The organism is Sphingobacterium sp. UBA3519 (assembly GCF_002377215.1).
Lineage (GTDB): Bacteria > Bacteroidota > Bacteroidia > Sphingobacteriales > Sphingobacteriaceae > Sphingobacterium > Sphingobacterium multivorum.
The window spans coordinates 158,192-179,143 of record NZ_DFPI01000011.1; the positions used below are offsets into that span (position 1 = coordinate 158,192).

Below are 20,952 nucleotides of genomic sequence, written 5' to 3' on the forward strand. Positions count from 1 at the left end.
TTGGATGAAAGTATTTATTGCCGGTGGTACAAGTGGAATAGGCCTTGCTTTGGCCAAGCGTTATCTTGATCAAGGAGCAGAGGTAGCGGTATGTGGACGTGATCTGCCGAAAATGTCAGCATATTCCTGGACGCATAGCCTTAAAAGTTTTGAAGTAGACGTATGTCAATCAAACAGTCTGCAGGATGCGGTCAGCACATTTTGTGCACATTCATCTTTGGACCTCTTTATCAATTGTACCGGGAGTTACGCAGATGACGTTGCTCAACAGATAAGTTATCAGGAGGCGGTTGCCATGCTACAGGTGAATATGATGGGTACGATAAATTGTTTCGAAGCGGCAAGAATGGTTATGCAGGGTCAGTCGGAAGGACAGATTGCAATCGTCGCATCGGTATCGGGAACGCTTCATTTTCCCAATTCAAGCCTATATAGTAAGACCAAGCGTGCTGCAATCCAAGTGGCTGATGCATATCGGAGGGCACTCCAGCCGTATGGAATTGCGGTTACTGTTATCGCCCCGGGCTATGTTGATACGGATAAACTGAGAGCGCTCAATAAGCAAGATTTGTCTAAAAAGCCATTTTTAATCCCCGTAGGCGATGCGGCACAGCGTATAATGGCAGCTATCGAACAGAAGAAGAAGCAAGTAGTGTTTCCGAAGCGTATGAAGTGGTTAATGGCATCGCTGGGACTACTTCCAAATATCGTATTGAATAAAATTATGTCGAGGAAGGCCAAATGGATGAAAAACGACTGAAAAATGGGGGACTGCAATTTGCTGTTTTCCTTTATTGTGCGCTATTTTTCCAGGTGACTTATTCTGCTGCTGCGGTCCATGCTGCAAATCAGACTACTGTATCTTCGTTTGTGTTTCCTTTTGAACACTTTATGCCGTTCGTTTCTTGGATGATTATCCCCTACATGAGCAGTGGTTTGTTCTTCGCTGTGGTTCCTTTCTGTTGTCGAAGTCGAGAAGAGCTTTGGGTCTATACGAAGCGTTTCAGTTTCATTACCATCTTCTCTATTTGTTGTTTTTTTATTTTTCCCTTGCGATTTTCTTTTGATAGGCCTAGCGTTGAGCATTCAGTTTTTGAATTTTTCTTCGCCTTTTTAGGGAAGTACGATTCCCCATTTAATCAAGCACCTTCGTTGCATGTGGCCTATGCATGTCTGTTTTGGTCGGTGCTCGGTAAGCAGCTAAAAGGCTGGAAACGCTGGGTAGTGGGAATTTGGCTACTACTCATGGGCATTGCTACACTCACCGTTTATCAGCACCATCTGGTGGATGTGCTGACCGCATTGATTTTGGTTCATATGGGATTCGTTCTATTCCCATCTCCATCGGGACTGCTTCATGACAGTGCATTATCTATGTTAAAGGCTGGGAATTTTCCCTTTTTGGCTGGTACCGAAAAGGCAAATTTATACGAAAAGACGAAATTAGACCTCGAAACGGAGATTTGTCGTAGAAACCAAAGAATTGGTAACGTTTACTATGCCATTGGCTGGAGTTTATTGTTACTGGCATTGTGGGGCGGAGCTCATGCTTTTGGATTATATCTTCTGTGTTGGCCATCCCTGGTCTGCATTGCGGTAGGAAGGAATTATGTTATCAATAATCCAAGGTTTTTAAAAAATGAAAAAGGTTGGATACCTAGATTTAAAAAATGGTTTTATTGTCCATATCAATGCATATATTGGTTACTGTGGCGTTTTGTCAGACGCAGCAATAATCCGCCTTTATTTGAAATTTTACCAGGTTGTTATGTGGGGCCGAGGATGACTGCAGGAGATCTCCGTGTGCTTGGTCTGAATAAGCATCTGGTTGTTTTTGATCTGGCTGCTGAATTGGAAGAAATACCTATTCTACATTTAGAGAAAAACTATCATTCGTTTCCATTGTTGGATATAGCAGCAATTAAATTGTCGGATGCCGAAAGGATATTGGCAGCGCTCGTAATCAGTTATCAACAATTGAAGCGAGGTGAAAATATGATTATACATTGTACAATGGGTTACAGCAGGAGTATGATTTTTGCTGTTCTATTGTCACAAAAAATATTATCTTTAGATTTAACGGATGCTATAGATCGGGTTAAATCTCATAATAAGCATTTTGTATTGCATAGACATGCACTTGAGTTGATGGAGGTGCTGGTCGAGAGAAATAGCTAGACGGTCCTTTGCATGATCTTTGTTATGAAATATACTATTTGATATTAGTACGTAAAAATTATACATGAAATCAGGTTACTTCAAGAGTTTTGATCAAGGAGAGTTATTATATCGCGTTTGGAATTATCAGGCCGGACAGCGGGCATTGGTCGTACTGCACCGGGGGCATGAGCATTCGGAACGTCTGCAGGAGATGGCTACGGATCCACAGTTTGCCGATCACTCCATCTTTGCATTTGATTTGCGCGGACATGGTTATACGAAAGAACCAGTTTCACCGATCTTTATGGATTATGTGCGTGATTTGGATAGTTTCTTTCATTATATAGGCCGTGAATATTTGGTTGATTCGAAAGACATCTTCGTTATCGCCAATAGTATTGCGGGGGTTGTTGTCAGTGCGTGGGTACACGATTTTGCGCCTAAAGTCGCAGGTATTGCATTGTTGGCACCTGCATTTGAAATTAAATTATATGTGCCCCTAGCCAATCGGATGATTGCTTTGGGAACAAAGCTAAAAAAAGATCTGATTATCCAGAGTTACGTCAAATCCAAGGTGTTGACTCACGATATCGATCAGCAGAAGGCTTACGATGCTGATCCGTTGATTTCCAAATCTATCAATGGCGCTTTGTTGGTTGATCTATTAAAAGCCGGCGAGCGTATCGTTGAAGACGCAGCGGCGATTGATATCCCAGTAATTGTCCTTTCTGCTGAAAAAGATTATGTGGTCAAAAATTCGGTGCAGAAAAAATTCTTTGTGACAATAGCTTCAAAGTTGAAGACTTTTATCACTTTACGTAATTTCTACCACGGGATTCTATTTGAAACAAATCGGCAGAAAGTTTATCACTATCTGCGAAATTTTATCGACAAAGCCTATGCCCGACAAAGTCCTGAACTGACGCTCGAACCCGATGATTTTTCGGTGAAAGAGTATGAACAATTATACCATAAATTACTTCCTGCAGGTGAAAAATTGAACTATGCTGTCCAGAAATGGGCATTGGGCAAAATAGGTTCCTTAAGTAAAGGAATGAATTTAGGCCTGCAGTTTGGATTTGATTCGGGGATATCGCTGGACTACGTCTATCGCAATGAATCGCAGGGTAAAAATCGGTTCGGTCGTATCCTCGACCGAGGTTATCTGGAGGCGATTGGATGGAAAGGAATTCGCATTCGAAAACAGCACTTATTACAGTTATTGGAAGAGAATATCGCGAAGGTCAAAGCTGCTGGAAAGACCGTGAAGATATTGGATATTGCAGGTGGCACCGGCAATTACTTATTTGATATCAAAGCGAAATATCCCGAAGCCGAAATCGTGATTAATGAATTCCTGTTGTCCAATATTGAGGTGGGAGAGAGGATTATCCGTAGAAATGGATTGCAGGGGATACGATTTACCAATTACGATTGTTTTGATCCAGCTACCTATTCCAAACTGGAATTCGAGCCTAATATTGTTATTATCTCAGGTATTTTTGAACTTTTTGGTGACAATGAAATGGCAAGTAGGGCTGTAAAAGGCGCAATTTCGATTTGCGAATCAAGCAGTCATTTGGTTTATACTGGACAGCCATGGCATCCACAGTTAAAGATGATTGCTTACGTGTTAAACAGTCATCAGAAAAAGGACTGGGTGATGCGTCGTCGTTCGCAGAAAGAATTAGATCGTCTGATGGCGTACAATGGAGTTGTTAAGGAACGTATGCTGATCGATGACTTTGGCATATTTACGGTGTCTTCAGGGACGGTAAATGGGTAGCCATTCCGCTATTCTTAGCAGTGAAAAGTTATGTCTTTGTTTAGGGTAATGATTATTCCAGCTGACGCTTCCAATTACGTCAGCTGGAATAATCAGGACGAATATTAATTCCTATAAGCACGGATAGCTTGTATGATGCCCTCCAGGTTTTCGTTAAAGTCCTGCATTTGTGCAAAGACCTTATCATCTTTGGCAAGTCCACCATGTTTATTGTTCTTGCGGAATATTTCTTTGATGTGTTCCCACCGTTCTTGTTCCACTGTATTGATTAATCCAGCAAGTTCTTTCAATTTTAAAAGATTACTTTCCGTATCGGCAGTAAGGGTTTGTGACTCACTTTCATAATGTGCGAGGAGAACTTGATCGATTTCCTGTTCGTTCATCATCGGCACAACTTGGGCGACGAGCTTACTCATATTCCGATAAGACCCTTGCAGTTTGAACGGCGGTTCTGTTCGGTAATTGTCCTGCATGGCCGCACTTTGAATATAATTTTGATTGACCTTGATGACAACGTTTCTGATCTTTAATACATGTTTTAATACTGTGATAAAATCATCGATATCTTGCTTCAGGTAATTGCCTTCTAAATCGGGAAGTTGATCTACAACCGATTGTGCATAGTTCACTAAAGCATAGAAATCGTTGAAAGATTTGCTTGCTATTTTTTCAAGGTAGCTGTTTTCAATTGCCGCATTTTCAATTAAGCTGAGATTGAAAAGTGCTTCGGTATCACCGATCACATCCCCAAGATTGTATACATCCGCACGGTTGGCCAACATATCTGGAATCTGAAATTTGGACCCACTTTCGGTGTAAGGGTTTCCTGCCATTACGATGCAGAATCTTTTCCCACGCAAATCGTATGTTTTACTCTCACCTTCAAAAATACCGTCGATCTTACGTTGCCCATCAGCCAATGAAATGAATTTCTGAAGGAATTCGGGATTCAAATGTTGGATATCATCGAGGTAAAGCATCACATTATCGGCCATTTCGAAAGCAAGATTGATCTTCTTAAGTTCCTCACGTTCACCAGAGGTTTTCGCTTCCACAGGATCTATTGAAGTAATGGAATGCCCTATTGTAGGTCCGTTGATTTTTACAAAATGTAATCCCATGGTTTTCGCGAGGTATTCCATTAATGTTGTCTTTCCGTAACCTGGCGGAGAAATGAGGAGAAGCATACCCATCCTGGCGGTACGTTTATTGTCGCCAGCTGCCCCCAGCTGTTTGGCCAAATTATTTCCGATCAATGGGAAGTAAACTTCGTTGATCAACTTATTTCGGACAAAAGATGTTAGGACTTTTGGTTCAAATTCTCCGATTTTCAGCTCCTTGGCGTATGTTTTTCCAAGCTGCTCCTTCAAAGAAGCGAATTCTTGAAAACGAGGAACATTCCATTCTGCAAAAGTCTTCAATCTACGCAGAAATTGATGGTATTGAATTTGCTCTTCTCCATTGTTCAAGATCACGTGATTTCCCTTTAATCCCTGGATGAGTGCATTGTCTTTGGCGATGATCAATTGGTATTCATCCTTCGGATAAAGAAGCGTGACTGCAGTTTCCTCCACGTACTTTTGGAAAGCCTGGTAATCGTCGTTCTCGTCGATAAAAGAATTTAGCCAATTTAAGGTCAAATAGAAGCGGTCTACGAGACTAAATTGTGTATGCTGAATATCTGCTTCAAAGAGTTTAAAACTCTTCTTGTTTTCCAATAGCCTGATGAAAGCCTTTTTAAGTTCATCCGATTGCTCACTGACGACAAACTTGCTGTAGCTTGTGAAAGTCTGGAAGAGATAGCTCGCGACGTCCTCCGCATGAAATGTCGAACGATCCAAATGGGTGTCCCAATTGATGAATAATTTTGTGAGTTCATCCACGACAGATTGGTAGCGTGTGGAATTTGGAAATGCTTTTAATACCGAATGTGTAGATTGAATCAACGCTGTCTGTTTTTCCTGCTCGTCTTGCGCAAGTGAATGCCAAAACAATTGTGCCATAGCACGCAAATGAGCATCGTAACGTAAAAGATCAAGTTTGCTATCTAGCTGCTTGATGGTATCATAGATTACCAAGGCATCAAAGTTATGCACTCCTTTGACATAACCTTCCGAATAACTTTGCTCGACAGTCTGATTGATAAACAGGTTGGCATCAAAATCTAACTGTCCTTTGGAAGCAAGGAATGTTTTATAGGCGAGATATTCAGCCCGGTATACGTCCTTGTTTTCGGAAATCAGTTCCTGATCCCAAATATCGCTAAAGTTTTCGATCTCGGATCCTTTGACTTTTTGATAGAAGCTCGTTCCGGTAAGATGGAAGAATAGTTCGTCATTTTTGCGTACGAGTGTTAAACTGAGTGACTGACTATTGACGGCAAATTTATGCTTGCCAAGCGCAATAATGTTCTCTCCATCTACAAAAAGATCATTCTTGTCACGTAAAATGCGTAATGCATCCTCCTGAGATTTTTTGAGCAGGTTTTCAAGATTTTCGGCTTTTGAAACATCACTGAGCGTTTTCAGCTCTTGCACAAGCTGTCTGATTTTGTCAATCATCAAATCTGAAGCAAAGAAACTTAGGATTTCCTCACGCGTTGCAAATGTCTTTGATTTGTTTTCGATATTCTTTAATACGCGAAGTCCAATTTGCTCGAGTGAAGAGCTACGTTTGTTGATCTGTTCAACGATTTGCTCTCTGCGGGAATTAAATGCTTTGATGATCTCATCGCGTTTATCTGCTATTTTCAGGGCGAAGTCCTCAAATTCTGAAAACTTACTTTCGAGTTCTTCCAGTTGAACAATGACCTTGGTATAATACTCGTCTACTTTTTCAGTTGTCGTAGAGAGTTCAAGATAATTGGTGACAGACTGTTCCAGTAGCGTAAGTTGGGCGGAAAATTCTGCAATGGCTTCCGTACTTTTTAATGAATTGAGTTTACGCGTAAGCTGCGCCCGAACCTCATTCAAGGACGAGAAAATAACGGCTATCTTCTCGATGATTTTGGTGGTTTGGGTGGAGTCGTCAATTTTTAAACTGTTTAGAATATCGATCAACAGCTCCAATTCACTCGATATAGCCGAATTGGCTTCCTCAATCGCTTTGGCGTCATAGACTTTGACAATTGCAGCAACATTGTTTTTCTGCTGCTCCACTTTCTGCTCATAGGGTTGTAAAGCCTCGTCGCGGAGCAAGAAAGCAATTGTCTTTTCCGCAAGTTCGGTGGTGATTGACTGCAGCTTCTCGAGTAAAGCATCGATACGGACTATATCAATATATCTGACATTTTTGAGGTCAATGATTTCGCCCTGTAAACGTCGTGAATCTGCCAGTTGATGAACAAGTTGGTCAAGCTTTTCGACTACAGTACTATTGATGGAAAAGGTAAGCTCTTCCATTTTCTTCTCGGCAGTGCTATTGAGCTCTGTAGCGTATTTACGTTGGGCTTGGACCTTAACAAATTCGTCAATTGCCGTATTAGCGACCTCCTTGATCTGAGCTAATGGCTGACCAAGGTTGGACAAGGCTTCATCCTTTATCCAAAAATAAGAGTCAAGAAGGACAGTCGATTTTTTGAGTATATCCTCGTAAAGGCCTTCATAACTATCTTCTTTGTTGATGAGCTGTATGACTTCTTGTGCTTCGGCCATGGCCTGTACGATCTGTTTATTACCAACCTTATAAAGCGGGTCGTCTTTTTTTAACTCATTTTCTTTGAGCACGGCCATGTAAGGGGTTTCCCAGATCTGAACCTGATGATGCCTTGTTGCTTCGGCCTCTGTATGGAAGTAAATTAAACTACCGTCTTTAAAAAGTGTGAATCCATTGCAGATGATCGGCGTTTCGACATGCTGCTGAATGATGTTATAAGACAGTAAGATGTAGGTATTCGTTTCCTCCTGACAAAAGATATAGAGGAAGTCTTCACCGTTTGGTGATGCGATGCGTCTAAGGAAACTAACCCGGTCAAACTGGACGTCAAAGATTTTATGGGTGCCATTCTGCAGGTAGTATCCGTTAGAAAAAATGATTCCTTGATTATCGGGTAGTAAAATGGCTGATTCATTAAGGGATTTAAGATTCACCACTTCTTTTGTCCGTTGATTAAAGACAAATGCACGGAAATCTTCTTGATACGGTTTGATGCGAACGGCAATCAAATTGCCAAGGTCTGCATAGTAGTAATCCGCATCATCCAATTGTTGGTCGGCGTTTGAAACTTTTTCGGAGAAGATTCCTTTCCCTGTATCGGTGTTATTTTCAATTTTGAAAGTAATATCGCCATTGATCGCTTCTATAAAGATCTTGTCCTTAATGGATATGTGTGGGTGTTTTCCGAGGCGACGGTCTTCCAAGGTTGTTTTTGTCCATTCAAATTCAAATTGGTTGGGTAATTTGACTTCATGGATGCTGCGGTCGTCCTGATATTGGAGCTTTCCGTCTTTAATCAACCACTTGAATGCCTTCAGGTCAGCAGGATTTTTGCTGGTCTGAAAGATCATATAAAGATAGTTTTCCGTACGTCGAAACTTGGAAAAGATCGAGTCGCGATAGTATTTGTATAAATTTTGGTAATCGCCAATGAAATTAGGATCATTGATCAGATCGAGTGATTGTGGGATAAACTGATTGTTTTCGAATGTATATACACTGAAAACATCTTCGAGTTTAATTTCGGTGCGTAACCCAAAATGGACATTATAACCAAATATACATAGCTTGTCCAGGGCTAAAATACCACGAGCAACACAGTTATTTTCTGTGGTGATCCGTTGATTGGCCCTGAGTATAAAACTTGTCGCATTAAATATTTCCTTGCGGGCATTATTTAGTTGTTGGAGTTTGATAGTAAGCTCTTCTTTTTGTGTAAGAAGCCGCTTCCGAATAATCTCGTATGCACCTTGATCAAGGGAGTCGTTCTGATTTATTACGTTTTCTTCTGGCATAAAATGAGCTTTCTCGACTTGGTATATGTGATAAAATCTTTTGTTTATTGCCTGCAATGGTAATTATCATTGCAAGCAATAATGAATTGGGGAGGGACTAGGACAGTTTTTTGTTTGATATGCCCAAGTTTTTCGCCAATCCGAACAAAGAATTAATGAAGCTTGTATCTTCGCCATTTTCAGCATCAGTCGCCGCTTGTTGAAGTTTGATCAATGCTGCTGAAACGGTGAGGTTCTTAATATCGTTTGTGGAAATTCCATATTTATCGGCTAATCCACGCACCTTATCTGCGAGGTCTCCTTGTCCATCTGGACCTATCAAAGAATTTTTAATAGCTGTGGCATGTTTGGAGTTGTCAATCAAGTGATCAAAACCTTTGGAGTTGGATACTTGACGGACGATATTCTCAAAGAACATGGTTTCACCACCAACAATATCGATTTTTGCTGTTTTAAGTGCTTCCGATAATACGCCGGCTTGTGCTTGAGCAATGTCTTTTTGGATATTGATGTGTGCGAGTTCAATATCACGTTCTTTTTGCAATTGCAATTTGAATTCTTCGTGATCTCTGCCCACGCCGTCTAATTTCTTCATCGCTTCAGCTTTCTCTTCGATACCTTTGGCTTCAGCAAGCGCTTTCTCACGCACAACTTCCGCCTGTGCTAAGCCCTCTTTACGCATCGCTTCTGCTTTCTTCTCAATGACACTAGCTTCTGCAGTACCTTGTTTTTCTTCAGCTTCAGCTTTGGCAACCATAACTTCGGCCTCGGATAAGCCAAGTGCAGCTTCTTCTTTGGCTTGTGCCTCGGCAATAATCTTACGACTTTCGGCTTCTTTGAGTGATGCTTCTTTTTTCGCTTCCGCATCGATCAATAGCTCTTGTGCACGCTTTTCGGCGATTTTACGAGCAGCCTCCGCGTCGATTACTTTTTTCTCTGCTTCCTGTTCTGCCGCAATTTTTGCAGCTTCGGCAGCTTTAACAGTTGAAATTAATTTTTCTTCTGCTTCTTGTGATGCCGCAATAACACCCGCTTGTTTTTTACGTTCTACTTCACGGAATACTTCGATGTCTTTGACGCCTTGTTGCTCTTCAACAACACCTTTTTCCAATTGTACACGTTCTTTGATAACGCCTTGGATACTTTTCTTTTCGGTTTCGATCGAGCGTTCTTTGTCGATCTGTGCTAAGGTAACAATGCGCTCGCGTTCTGTTTGTTCTAAGGCGCGATCTTTTTCTACACGTTCGGCCTCCACAGCATCGGTACGTTGTTTATTCTTTTCAGCAATGATAATCTGCCGCAGTTTATTTTCTTCTTGAACAGCGAGTTGCTCTTCGGTAGAAATCCGGACGCTTTCGTACTTGAGACGTTCTTCTTCGCGTACCTTTGCTATTTCTGCTTCTTCGCGTGCTCTGATGTTGTCAATTTCCCGTTTTTGTTTCTCTTCCTTTTCGGCAAGCTGACGGTCTAGTTCTAGAATCGCTTCCCTTGCTTCCACGTTTTGTTTTTTGATTAGTTTCTCCTCATCACGACGAATGAAGTTGGCATTTATATTTTGTTTGGCTGTTAATTCGGTGATCTTTTTGATACCCTCACTGTCTAGGATATTATTTGGATTGAGATGTTCGATGTCGGTCTGTTCAAGGTAATCAATCGCACAGTCGTCCAAAATATAACCATTAAGATCAGTTCCGATGACGTCGAGTATCTCATCACGGAATTCGCGACGGGCTTCGTATAATTCAATGAAATCAAATTTCTTACCTACTGTTTTGAGTGCTTCGGAGAATTTAGATTCAAAAATACTTTTTAATGTTTCTGGTTCACTGGCGCGGTCGCAACCTAAATTTTGGGCTACATTGATCACATCATCTACATTTTTATTGACACGAACAAAGAAAGCAACTTTGATATCTGCACGAATATTGTCCTTACAGATCAAACCTTCACCCTGCATACGGGCAATCTCAATTTTTTTGATTGAGATGTCCATGATCTCCATCTTGTGAAATACAGGTACAACATACATTCCCTTGTTGAATGCTACTTTTGTACCACCAACACCGGTTCGTACAATCGCCTTCCCTTGTGGAATTTTCTTGTAGAATGCACTCAATACAACAAAGAATGCAAAAATTAAAAAGACAGCCAAACCGACAATTAAAAGTATAATTCCGTTTAAGCCACTTAAAAATAAAAGAGGTTGATATAGCATATGATTTGTATTTATTTAGATTTTAATATTTGGGTTTACGATTAGAATTTAAAAGGATAAAGATTCGCTCTTTTAGGACAGTTGTTTAGTGTCGGGGCTTTGCGTTTATTCCTTTTCCATTAAATATTGTCTATCGTGATTTCTTTGGTCACATAATAATATTTCTTGTCCTTGGATTCGTCAACAATAATGACATCGTCTCCATAGCCTATTTTCTCCCCATTATGGCTGACAACATTGAGGCGAATAGGATCCTGTTGGATGATAAATTCGGCAGAACCTATTTTCTTGCCTTCAATACTGGCTCTCATTTTACCCATGCGACCAAGAAAATCGTGACTTTCTTCGCCATTGTAACCTATACTTTTGAACATTTTAGCTAAAGGTTTGGTCAGAAAATGCATTAAAATAAATGTAACAATAAAAACAGGGATCAGGATTAATACGGACTTTATCCCCCATGAAGCAACGTCGATAAAGAGCGAAGAAACAATGGTAATTATCCAGCCTATAAATTTGAACAGTGTTACAATAAGCATGATGGGTACTTTGCCAACATTGATGTAATCCATTGCTTTTGCAAAGAAACCAGGTTCTGTATTAGCGTCCGTATCCGTATGATGATGGTGTGCATGATCGCCGCCCTCAGTTGCGATATCATGTGAGCCATCAACGTCCGTGACATCAGGTGTAGGATGGAGGTCTATATCTGCATCGGCATCAAATAGATGTACTCCATCACCCATCAGAAACATAAATAACCAATACACTACAGACATGCCAGTTAAGACTGTCATAATTCCATTGGACAATGGATTGAATAAGATATTGATTAGTTCTGTCATAGTGTTATTGTTTAAATTTTCTCTCTCTTGAAAGTATAATGAAAAGACCAGGAATTCCCATTGACTTCAAGGTCCTGCATGGTTACCAATTCCCAGCCTTGATTTCCAAGATCATTTAAGATTTCATCAATTTTTTCGGGATCCAACTTTGTTCCCCAAAAACCTTTAGGTTCAATTTTTAGCGTTTTATATTCAAATCTTTTCATCATTATTTAATTTTCTTTTTAGTTCTTCTAATTCGTTGTTGACGGCTTCAGACCCGCCGATGGTCTCGTTGATCTCATCAACTTTACTTTTGTTACCTAGTGCAATCTCGCCATAGGCCTTTGCTAGTGCCTCGTCTTCCTCGACCTTCTCTTTCATACGTTCTAACATGGAAATCGTACTATTGGAATCGATATTAGCGAGCTGACGATTGACCATTTTAGCTGCGTTGGATACCTTTACACGTGCCTTTAAAGTAGAGAGTTCACCTTCCCATTTCGATATATTGAATTTGAGAATGTCTACATTTTTGTGTAGCTCATCCGATGAACTTTGATGAATCACGGCTTGTTTCTCCAATTCACCAGCTTCGATTAATAACTGTTTTTTCAACAACAGCGCTTCCTTTGCAAGACCTTCTGCCTTTTCTGTCGTTAATTCTCCCTTTTGTGCTTTTTGGAGTAATAGAATAGCTTTGTTTTCGAATTCATTGGCTTCTTCTTTTTTCCTTTCACAATTGTTTTGGGTACGTATGGCTAACGCTTTAACTTTAGCATAGGCTTCTAACGATTGTTCCAGGTCCTCTTTCATCTCACGGATACCCTGTTCCGTCATTTTGATAGGGTCTTCCATTTTGTCCACGACTGCGTGGATCTCGGCTTGACCAATTCTGAAAATTCTCTTAAAAATATTCATTATTCTATAATTTTGAAAAACTTATTAACTGATTATAATATTCACTCATCAAAAGACTCAGCGAATTAATGGCTGCATCAAACTCATTCTGATCGAGATTATGTATTTGTAAGGTATACCGAAATATAACTTTGGTACCATCTTCTGTTAATGCAAACCCACCGTGTATAATATCTCTATTTTTTATCAATAGTGATTTGAACATATCCATGGTGTCATTGCTGATTGTAAAAAGATATTGCTCAAAAATCAGGATGGGTTGGGCAATGCCTACAATCAGGTTACGGATTCCGTCGTCTTCATTTTCGATGACAAAGATTCCTTCTTTTGTATCCTTATGGGTGATGGTGTAACCGATATTGGCGATATAATTTTCAATTTTTGAGAAGTACATAATCAAGTTTTTTATATATTGCACATATTCTTTGCATAAAGGTAATAAAAATGCAAAAATATTTTGCAATAAATATTCAATTTTTTTTAAAATGAGCAACGTAGGCAACAATATTAAGAAATTAAGAAAAGTGAAAGGAATGAGTCAACAGGCATTTGGGGATATTTTTAATCTTACTAGAGGTAATATTTCGTCTTACGAAGAAATGCGTGCAGAGCCAAAAATTGAGATTGTTCTAAAAATTGCAAATTATTTTGGCATTCCTGTGCAGCATCTTATTGAAAAAAATCTATCTGTCAATGAAATTCTTAATTTCAATGATTATTTTGATCCAAATGTTTCTCTTATTGGACGTAAAAGATTGTTACAAATCCCGCTGCTGGAACGAGATGGTATTTTTGAGGCGGGTAGTTATTTTTCGAAATTAGAAGAGCTTCCAATAATTGAATTTCCTTTGCAAAGTAGGAACCGCCTCATCGCAATCGAATACGCTGACGCTATTCCGGTGCCGAGTGATTTTTTGGCTGGCCCTCAATCCATTTTATTTTTTGAAGAGGTAGATGTTCAGAGCCTACATACGTTGGATAAAGCATTTGGTTTGTATTTTTCCGAAGAAGAGTTCTTTATTGGAAAATACAGTTTGCAGGAAAAGGAGATTAGTTTAGCCTTAAATGCCTGGAAGAAGATTGATCTCACTATGGGGGAGAAAGCATATTTCTGGAAATTGTATGGCAGGTTTGAGCGAATCTAATTGCGTGGAACTTTTTCCTATTGTTTATTCGGTTTTGCCGGTATCGGGCGTATTTCCATGTTGTTATCATATCCGTGGTTAATTATGTAATCGCAGTCCATTTACAAGGTATTAACAAGGGGTTTGCAGGGGTTTACCCTTGTAATACCCCTAATATGTACGGCCTTGGAGTTGATCTGATGTTGACTTGCCTACAAGAAAAGAAGACTCCTAACTCAGGCCTGCAGAATGTGAGTGTCCACAAAAAATTTCGTAGAGTCGGGCATTGTAATTAAATTAGTTCGATAATAAAGTAACGTTACAAAAAGGTAGGGTTGTGATTAAGATGATGGTGAACTTGTCGATCCGATAAAACTAGAGTGATTTATTTAGCTTTAGAGCAACACGCATAAACGAATAAATGACCAGACATAAAAAACTAAATTTAAATAAAGGAAGAAAGTAGCCTTATCAGCATTAATTGCTGGATTTTTTGTTATTTCCTGCAATAATTCCGCGACTAAAAAAGTCGAAGTAAAAGATACAACTGCCGCTATTGACTTAAAAAAAGATACGGCCGAAACGTCGGTAGAAAATAGCGGTGGCGAAGTGCCAATACCGAAGTTTAGTTCTGCTGGGACACAAAAATTGGCGGAGGATTATACAAAATATATCAAAGAATTTATCGCTGTTGCTAAAAGCGGCGATGTTGTTAAACTCAAGGAGCTTGCAGCGAAGCGACAGGAATGGGCGGCCAAAGAAACTGAAGCTGTTGCTAAGTTTACGCCAGAAGATGCTAAATTATGGAAGGCGTATGCAGAGAACCTAGGAAGAGCGTTGACTGCAAGCCTGACAAAATAAGTTGGAAACAATCGACGAGGTAGGGGCTTGAAAACCTACCTCGTTGATCATACTAGAAAGGCAGATCGTCTTCATTTTCATCTGGAGGTGTTGGGATGTCATCTTTGGCGCCGTTCGAATCAGATAAAATCATAAAATTATCTACTTTAATTTCTGTGACATATTGTTTTACCCCATCTGCGTTCTCATAGTTACGATAGGTGAGTTTGCCTTCAACCATGAGTTTGGTCCCACGTTGGCATTTCTTTTCAATGGTATTGTTTTGCTTACCCCAAACCACGAGTGTATGCCATTGAACTTCTTCAACCCATTCACCGGCTTTGTTCTTGAAAAGATCATTGGTGGCGAGACGTAATATGGAGTAATTGGTGCCAGTGGAAGTTGTTTTGATTAACGGGTCGTTTCCTAAATGCCCAACCAATTGTACTTTGTTGCGTAATGTGCTCATGTGTCTAATTTTTAAAAGTTTTTAATAATTCTTATTTTAGTTGATGGTCATTGGCTATGAACGCCGAATGATCTTAAGCAAAGGTGGGGCGGGGAAATAACTATAGTCGTCTATTTACCATTTGTATTCGACTATAGTCGGTTGTAACCGTTTGTTGTCGTTTAATCTTCCGTTATGAGTTCTGGAGAAAAAGTCTGCCTTGAATGTGGCAAAGTAATATATGGCCGTTCGGACAAGCGATTTTGTGATGATGCTTGCCGGAACGCCTATAACAATAAATTAAATAGCGACCAGACCAATCTGGTGCGCAATGTGAATAATATCCTACGAAAAAACCGCCGTATTTTATTAGATGCATTGAGTGGGGAGGGTATGGTGAAGATCCAACGTGAAAAGTTAAAGCGGTTGGGATTTGATTTTAAGTTTCATACACATACTTTTTCCAATAACAAGGGGCAGACCTATAACTTTATTTACGAAACAGGCTATCTGTTGTTGGAGAATGATTGGGTATTGATTGTTCAAAAGAAACCGCTGTGATATTGATCGCAACATTTCATATGTATTGGTTTAGTTTGCAGAACTGAGCTTGGCTTTTCTTATTGCGATATAATTAAAAATAGTAAACGTTAGAATCAATATGTAATAGCATACTGGGATGAGTAGAAAATAGGCGCTATTAAAGATATTGGTTAAAAAAGACGGTAGTGCAATTTTAAAAAAATCTGCAATAATGATATAGCCTATGAAACTTCCGAGAAAAAATAGTCCAACAGCGTGTATTATAATTATTTTTTTTAGGTGCTTACTGTATAAGGCGTCTTTGTTTTGTTTCGTATAACCCATAATTGCTGGGACCAATAGCCCTAATAATGGATTGACCAAAAAGGTGAGCGATGATAAGTATAGCGCTTTAATACTTCCTGTTTGATTGTTGTCGATACTGATTTGATTTACATTTGGCATAATGAGTTGTACTAATGGTATTTCCAAAATTTGACTGATCTGTTTGAGACTAAATCCACTGATTTCTTCCGTGCCTTTTTCTATGCGTTGCACTGTTCTTAGCGATACCCCCGCTTGATCGGCGAGTTCCTGCTGCGTTAGTCCCTTACGTTTTCTTGCTAGTTTGATTAATTGATTAGCTGATTGACTTTCCATGGTTCAAATATGGGGAAATAGTCGGTGAATTTTAGTGAAATTGATGCGACAATAATATGCCAATATCGTGCTGAACAATATAACAGATTAATAATCAAAAGTTTTTGGAATTTGGTAAATATTTTGAATCTTTGCAATTCAATAGAGTAATTAATAAAAACGGAAGAATATGTTTGCAATATTAGAAAATCCCGCTTCGTCCACAGAGAAGATTCTCGGGAATATTCTTCGGAATACGGCCCTTTCCTAATCTTCTTCTTAATACGTTAAGTAACCTAGGTTGATATTGGCTAAAACGTGGCGCTCGAAATGGTAGTCCACTTTTCCAATATGCTTAGCTTATTCAGGAGTTTTAAAAATCCAGTTACTTTCAAAGTTATCGTGAAAGCTGGATATGAATGTTATGTTTTAGAAAATTTTATGAATTCAGTAAATAAATATGTCCTTCAGGCGCTGGATAACTATCCGATGTATTTGGAGGAGACCATGGAATCCTTATCCTATGCGCTATCCTATGATGAGTCCAATACAATGGCGCTGTGTTTGATGGGAAGAGTTCATGCCGAACAGCTATTGGACTATGAGCAGGCAAAAAGGTATTTCCAGGAAGCTTTGGTGCATAATGTGCAGGCACTGGAAGTATATCCTTATTTCATTCAGACATTGATTGATATGGGGGAGTATGAAGCTGCAAAAAAGACGATCAAATTTGCTTTGACACTTCCGGCCATGCCCTTGACAGGAATCTGGATCAAGAAAGCACTGCTATTTGAAAAAATGAGAAAATACAAAAAGGCATTGAAGGCGTTAAAAAAGGCTAAACTTGAAAATGTTGACCTCGATTTTTCGTCAAACCTGAAGGCGATTGAAGATCGGATTAAAGGAAAACAGGAAATTAAGAACGGGAACGAAAAGGAAAACAAGAAAGAACGGAAGAACAGCCGAAAATAATCTCACCTTATTCGGATAACAGTTTTTATTTTGAACGAAGCCCAATAAAGAAGCCCTAGCTGAAATTTCAGCTAGGGCTTTATCAATATAGTTTAAGAATTATTCTGCTCTTAAGATTTTCGCAGCCTCAACCATAGACTCTAAAGCCGCTTTGGTTTCTGGCCAAGCACGAGTTTTCAAACCACAGTCAGGATTAACCCAAAGTTGTTCTGCTGGAACTACTGCTTTTGCTTTGCGCAATAGATCTACCATCTCATCTTTGCTTGGAACACGTGGTGAGTGAATGTCATAAACACCTGGACCAATATCATTTGGATATTTGAAATCACCGGCGAAAGCATTCAATAATTTCATTTGAGAACGTGAAGTCTCAATCGTAATAACATCGGCATCCATTGCAGCGATATCTTCGATCACATTATTGAACTCAGAATAACACATGTGTGTGTGAATCTGTGTATCGTCTTCAACATTTGATGAAGAGACACGGAAAGCACGTACTGCCCAGTTCAAGTAATCTTTTTGATCAGCTTTACGTAACGGTAATCCTTCACGGATAGCTGGTTCATCGATTTGTATGATTTTGATACCTGCTTTTTCCAAGGCTTGTACTTCATCCAAGATCGCCAATGCAATTTGGTAAGTCGTTGTTGAGCGCGGTTGATCGTTACGTACGAAAGACCATTGTAAGATTGTTACAGGACCAGTCAACATACCTTTAACCGGACGATTTGTCAATGATTGTGCATATGAAGACCAACGGACAGTCATATCTTCAGGACGGTATACGTCACCATAGATAATCGGAGGTTTTACACAACGTGAACCGTAAGATTGTACCCAACCATTTTGTGTGAAAGCGTAACCAGCCAATTGTTCACCGAAGTATTCAACCATGTCATTACGTTCGAATTCGCCGTGTACTAATACGTCGATATCCAATTGCTCTTGAAGACGGATGGTGTTTTCTGTTTCTTCTGCGATTGCTTTATCGTATTCTGCCTGCGTAATAGCACCCTTTTTCAGATCTGCTCTCCATTTACGAACATCTTTCGTTTGTGGGAATGAACCGATAGTTGTGGTCGGGAACGCCGGTAAGTTGAATTTCGCTTGTTGCGCTGCTTTACGGTCTGCAAATGCTGAAGTGCGTTTTGCATCGTCATCAGTAATATTGCTTGTACGTGTTTTAACCTCTGGTTTGTGGATCAATGGAGAGGTACGGCGGCTTTCAGCAGCCGCTTTGTTCGCTTCGAAGCGTTTTGCTGTTTCAGCATCAACTTCTCCCTCCGCTAGTACGGCTAAGTCTTTTACTTCAGCTAATTTTTGTTTAGCAAATGCTAACCAGTTTTTTACTTCAGCTGGTAGCGATTGTTCATTGTGTTCATTGTCTAAGTCAAAAGGAACGTGCAACAGTGATGAAGAAGGAGCTACCCATACACGGTCTTTTCCTAATGCATCAACAGCCTGTTTGATTTTAACCAATGATTTTTCGTAATCATTTTTCCAGATGTTACGGCCTTCAACAATACCTAAAGATAATGTTAATGAAGCAGGAACTTTAGCCAATACCGTATCCAATTGATTTTCACCGCGTACCAGATCCAAATGTAAAGCATGGATAGGTAGGTTAACTGCGATATCTTCGTTGTCTTTTAAAGATTCGAAGTAAGTCGTTGCGATTAATTTGATATTTTTTGCTGCTGCAGCTAATTTTTCGAAAGTAGGTTGATATAAAGCTTTTACTTTAGCATCTAAATCCAATGCTAAGAAAGGCTCGTCAATCTGAACATATTGTGCACCAGCATCAGCTAGTTTAGCTAGTATTTGCTCATATACTGGAATAAGTTTATCCAATAAATCGATACGGTCGAAGCCAGCTTCTTTTTCTTTACCGATCAAAAGGTATGTAATAGGACCTAATAGAACTGGTTTAGTATCGATGCCCAATGATTTTGCTTCGTTGTATTCATTTAAGAATTTTTCGGAAGTCAATTTGAATTCTTGATCTTTGGTGAATTCTGGTACCATGTAGTGGTAGTTCGTATCCAACCACTTGGTCATTTCCATTGCAGTCACGTCGATTCCTTCTTGTTGGAAACCGCGCGCCATGGCAAAATATAGATCTAAACTGTAATTGTTGTCTACTTTATTCAATAAAGAATGGTAGCGAGCAGGAATTGCACCAACAGTGAGGGTTAAATCCAATACTTGATCGTAAAAAGAGAAATCATTGGAAGGGATCAAATCTATTCCAGCATCTTTTTGTGTTTTCCAATTGCCTTCACGAATTTTTTTTGCTGTGTCCAATAATTCCTCAACAGAAGATTTTTTAGCCCAATAGGCCTCATTGGCTTTTTTCAATTCGCGGAACGCGCCCACACGAGGGTAACCTAAATTGTTAGTCAATAACATAATGAATGTTTTTAATATTTCTTTTTCAACTATATTTCTTGCTAGAGAGAGAAGGACACACTAGAATTTGGTGACTTCGGCTTATCATTCCCATATCAAGTAGGGTAGAATTTAGCACCTTGTCAAGGGACAGGTTGCTAAGGCTTCATCGGGTCTATTCCCTCTGCCTTTCTCTATAAGCGACGCTAAGTTAGAACATTTCTTTTTGAAATGCAAATTTTTTATAAAAGTGCGTCAATTTTTTATATTCTACTAAGGATGAAATTGTTTTGTTCTTTTATTTTCATCCACGAATTCGAGTAAGTCACGCTTGAATACGTGTGTAGCATAAAAAGGGGAATGACTATATTTTTCATTCCCCTTTTTTTAGCTGACCAAAAGTTTGTAACCTTTTCCGTGCACATTGACAATTTCAACTTTGCTATCTTCTTTTAGATATTTACGAAGTTTACTGAGAAATACATCCATACTTCTACCCGTAAAATAGTTATCATCATGCCATATTTTTAACAACGCTTCTTCCCGGGTCAGCACATCATTTTTCTTTAAGCAAAGCAAGCGGAGTAGTTCAGCTTCTTTCGTGGAGAGTTTTTGCATCTGTCCTTTGTAAGAAATCTGCTGACTTGTATAATCAAAGAAATAATCGCCAATTTCAAATTTATCCGCAACCACTTCTTCTTCTTTGTCTCGAACACTGCGTTTCAGCAAAGCATTGATGCGGAGCAATAATTCTTCCACTCGAAAAGGCTTGGTGATATAATCATCTCCTCCTAGCTCAAAGGCTTCGGTCTTATCTTCCATCATCCCCTTTGCTGTGGCAAAGATAATAGGAACAGTATTGTTTGTTTTTCTGATTTCACGTCCAACTGTAAATCCGTCCTTTTTTGGCATCATGACATCAAAAATACAAAGGTCGTAGTTATTTTTTTTGAATTGAGAAATCGCTTCATCTCCATCCGTGCATAATGTGACGTCAAATTTTCCCTTTAATTCGAGATAGTCTTTTAAAAGATCCCCCAAATTAGGATCATCTTCTGCTAATAATATCTTTTGCATAATGAATATATTAATTTTCACCAATGTCCCTTGATGCTGATAAATCAGCCTTCCTCAACCTTTGAAATTTTTTAAAGAGGAAAT

Annotated in this window: 17 protein-coding genes and 1 riboswitch; of the genes, 7 read left to right on the forward strand and 10 right to left on the reverse strand. The window is 39.4% G+C overall.

Annotated elements, in window-relative coordinates; translation table 11 throughout:
• Window positions 1-4: 4 nt before the first annotated feature.
• The 3 genes from B3297_RS06185 (at window position 5) to B3297_RS06195 (ending at window position 3,946) form a co-directional block, all read left to right on the forward strand.
• Window positions 5-760 carry an SDR family NAD(P)-dependent oxidoreductase gene (locus B3297_RS06185; RefSeq protein WP_286778581.1) on the forward strand — a complete coding sequence of 252 codons (756 nt, stop codon included), beginning with the start codon at window positions 5-7 and terminating at the stop codon, window positions 758-760.
• Complete coding sequence (locus B3297_RS06190; RefSeq protein ID WP_286709456.1) at window positions 742-2,178, forward strand: phosphatase PAP2 family protein; 1,437 nt, start codon at window positions 742-744, stop codon at window positions 2,176-2,178. The genes B3297_RS06185 and B3297_RS06190 overlap by 19 nt, the downstream gene beginning before the upstream one ends.
• A gap of 64 nt (window positions 2,179-2,242) precedes the next feature.
• A complete protein-coding gene (locus tag B3297_RS06195) occupies window positions 2,243-3,946 on the forward strand; it encodes a bifunctional alpha/beta hydrolase/class I SAM-dependent methyltransferase (RefSeq protein WP_070561591.1) in 1,704 nt (567 codons plus the stop codon).
• 104 nt (window positions 3,947-4,050) lie between these two features.
• Here the strand turns inward: B3297_RS06195 and B3297_RS06200 are convergent, their stop codons facing one another.
• The 6 genes from B3297_RS06200 to B3297_RS06225 form a co-directional block, all read right to left on the reverse strand.
• Window positions 4,051-8,895 (reverse strand): DNA repair ATPase, encoded by a 4,845-nt coding sequence (locus B3297_RS06200; RefSeq protein WP_070561589.1) that lies wholly within the window; start codon window positions 8,893-8,895, stop codon window positions 4,051-4,053.
• Between the two features lie 97 nt (window positions 8,896-8,992).
• Window positions 8,993-11,110 (reverse strand): flotillin family protein, encoded by a 2,118-nt coding sequence (locus tag B3297_RS06205; RefSeq protein WP_070561587.1) that lies wholly within the window; start codon window positions 11,108-11,110, stop codon window positions 8,993-8,995.
• Between the two features lie 119 nt (window positions 11,111-11,229).
• Window positions 11,230-11,955 (reverse strand): OB-fold-containig protein, encoded by a 726-nt coding sequence (locus B3297_RS06210; protein ID WP_046674834.1) that lies wholly within the window; start codon window positions 11,953-11,955, stop codon window positions 11,230-11,232.
• Between the two features lie 11 nt (window positions 11,956-11,966).
• Window positions 11,967-12,164 carry a DUF4177 domain-containing protein gene (locus tag B3297_RS06215; RefSeq protein WP_083295781.1) on the reverse strand — a complete coding sequence of 66 codons (198 nt, stop codon included), beginning with the start codon at window positions 12,162-12,164 and terminating at the stop codon, window positions 11,967-11,969.
• The gene (locus tag B3297_RS06220; protein ID WP_070561586.1) at window positions 12,148-12,855 is read right to left on the reverse strand and encodes a PspA/IM30 family protein; all 708 of its coding nucleotides are present in this window, start codon (window positions 12,853-12,855) and stop codon (window positions 12,148-12,150) included. The genes B3297_RS06215 and B3297_RS06220 overlap by 17 nt, the downstream gene beginning before the upstream one ends.
• A 4-nt stretch (window positions 12,856-12,859) precedes the next feature.
• A complete protein-coding gene (locus tag B3297_RS06225) occupies window positions 12,860-13,249 on the reverse strand; it encodes a YbjN domain-containing protein (RefSeq protein ID WP_046674974.1) in 390 nt (129 codons plus the stop codon).
• Window positions 13,250-13,340: 91 nt separating this feature from the next.
• Here B3297_RS06225 and B3297_RS06230 point away from each other — a divergent pair, with 91 nt between their 5' ends.
• Together B3297_RS06230 and B3297_RS06235 are read left to right on the forward strand one after the other, a co-directional pair.
• A complete protein-coding gene (locus B3297_RS06230; RefSeq protein ID WP_070561585.1) occupies window positions 13,341-14,000 on the forward strand; it encodes a helix-turn-helix domain-containing protein in 660 nt (219 codons plus the stop codon).
• 588 nt (window positions 14,001-14,588) lie between these two features.
• Window positions 14,589-14,840: a hypothetical protein gene (locus tag B3297_RS06235; RefSeq protein ID WP_139144888.1), complete on the forward strand. Its 252-nt coding sequence runs from the start codon at window positions 14,589-14,591 to the stop codon at window positions 14,838-14,840.
• Window positions 14,841-14,892: 52 nt separating this feature from the next.
• On the opposite strand, the gene B3297_RS06240 is transcribed toward B3297_RS06235, so the two are convergent.
• The gene (locus B3297_RS06240; RefSeq protein ID WP_070561582.1) at window positions 14,893-15,288 is read right to left on the reverse strand and encodes a single-stranded DNA-binding protein; all 396 of its coding nucleotides are present in this window, start codon (window positions 15,286-15,288) and stop codon (window positions 14,893-14,895) included.
• A 174-nt stretch (window positions 15,289-15,462) separates the two neighbouring features.
• Here B3297_RS06240 and B3297_RS06245 point away from each other — a divergent pair, with 174 nt between their 5' ends.
• The gene (locus B3297_RS06245; RefSeq protein ID WP_070561580.1) at window positions 15,463-15,828 is read left to right on the forward strand and encodes a hypothetical protein; all 366 of its coding nucleotides are present in this window, start codon (window positions 15,463-15,465) and stop codon (window positions 15,826-15,828) included.
• A 30-nt stretch (window positions 15,829-15,858) separates the two neighbouring features.
• Here B3297_RS06245 and B3297_RS06250 read toward each other — a convergent pair whose 3' ends face one another.
• The gene (locus B3297_RS06250; RefSeq protein ID WP_070561578.1) at window positions 15,859-16,449 is read right to left on the reverse strand and encodes a helix-turn-helix domain-containing protein; all 591 of its coding nucleotides are present in this window, start codon (window positions 16,447-16,449) and stop codon (window positions 15,859-15,861) included.
• A gap of 420 nt (window positions 16,450-16,869) precedes the next feature.
• Here B3297_RS06250 and B3297_RS06255 point away from each other — a divergent pair, with 420 nt between their 5' ends.
• A complete protein-coding gene (locus B3297_RS06255) occupies window positions 16,870-17,400 on the forward strand; it encodes a hypothetical protein (RefSeq protein WP_070561792.1) in 531 nt (176 codons plus the stop codon).
• Between the two features lie 99 nt (window positions 17,401-17,499).
• On the opposite strand, the gene metE is transcribed toward B3297_RS06255, so the two are convergent.
• The gene (gene metE / locus B3297_RS06260; protein WP_070561576.1) at window positions 17,500-19,812 is read right to left on the reverse strand and encodes a 5-methyltetrahydropteroyltriglutamate--homocysteine S-methyltransferase; all 2,313 of its coding nucleotides are present in this window, start codon (window positions 19,810-19,812) and stop codon (window positions 17,500-17,502) included.
• 78 nt (window positions 19,813-19,890) lie between these two features.
• A riboswitch (SAM riboswitch) is annotated at window positions 19,891-19,994 on the reverse strand.
• Between the two features lie 184 nt (window positions 19,995-20,178).
• A complete protein-coding gene (locus B3297_RS06265; protein ID WP_172840643.1) occupies window positions 20,179-20,868 on the reverse strand; it encodes a response regulator transcription factor in 690 nt (229 codons plus the stop codon).
• Window positions 20,869-20,952: the final 84 nt, after the last annotated feature.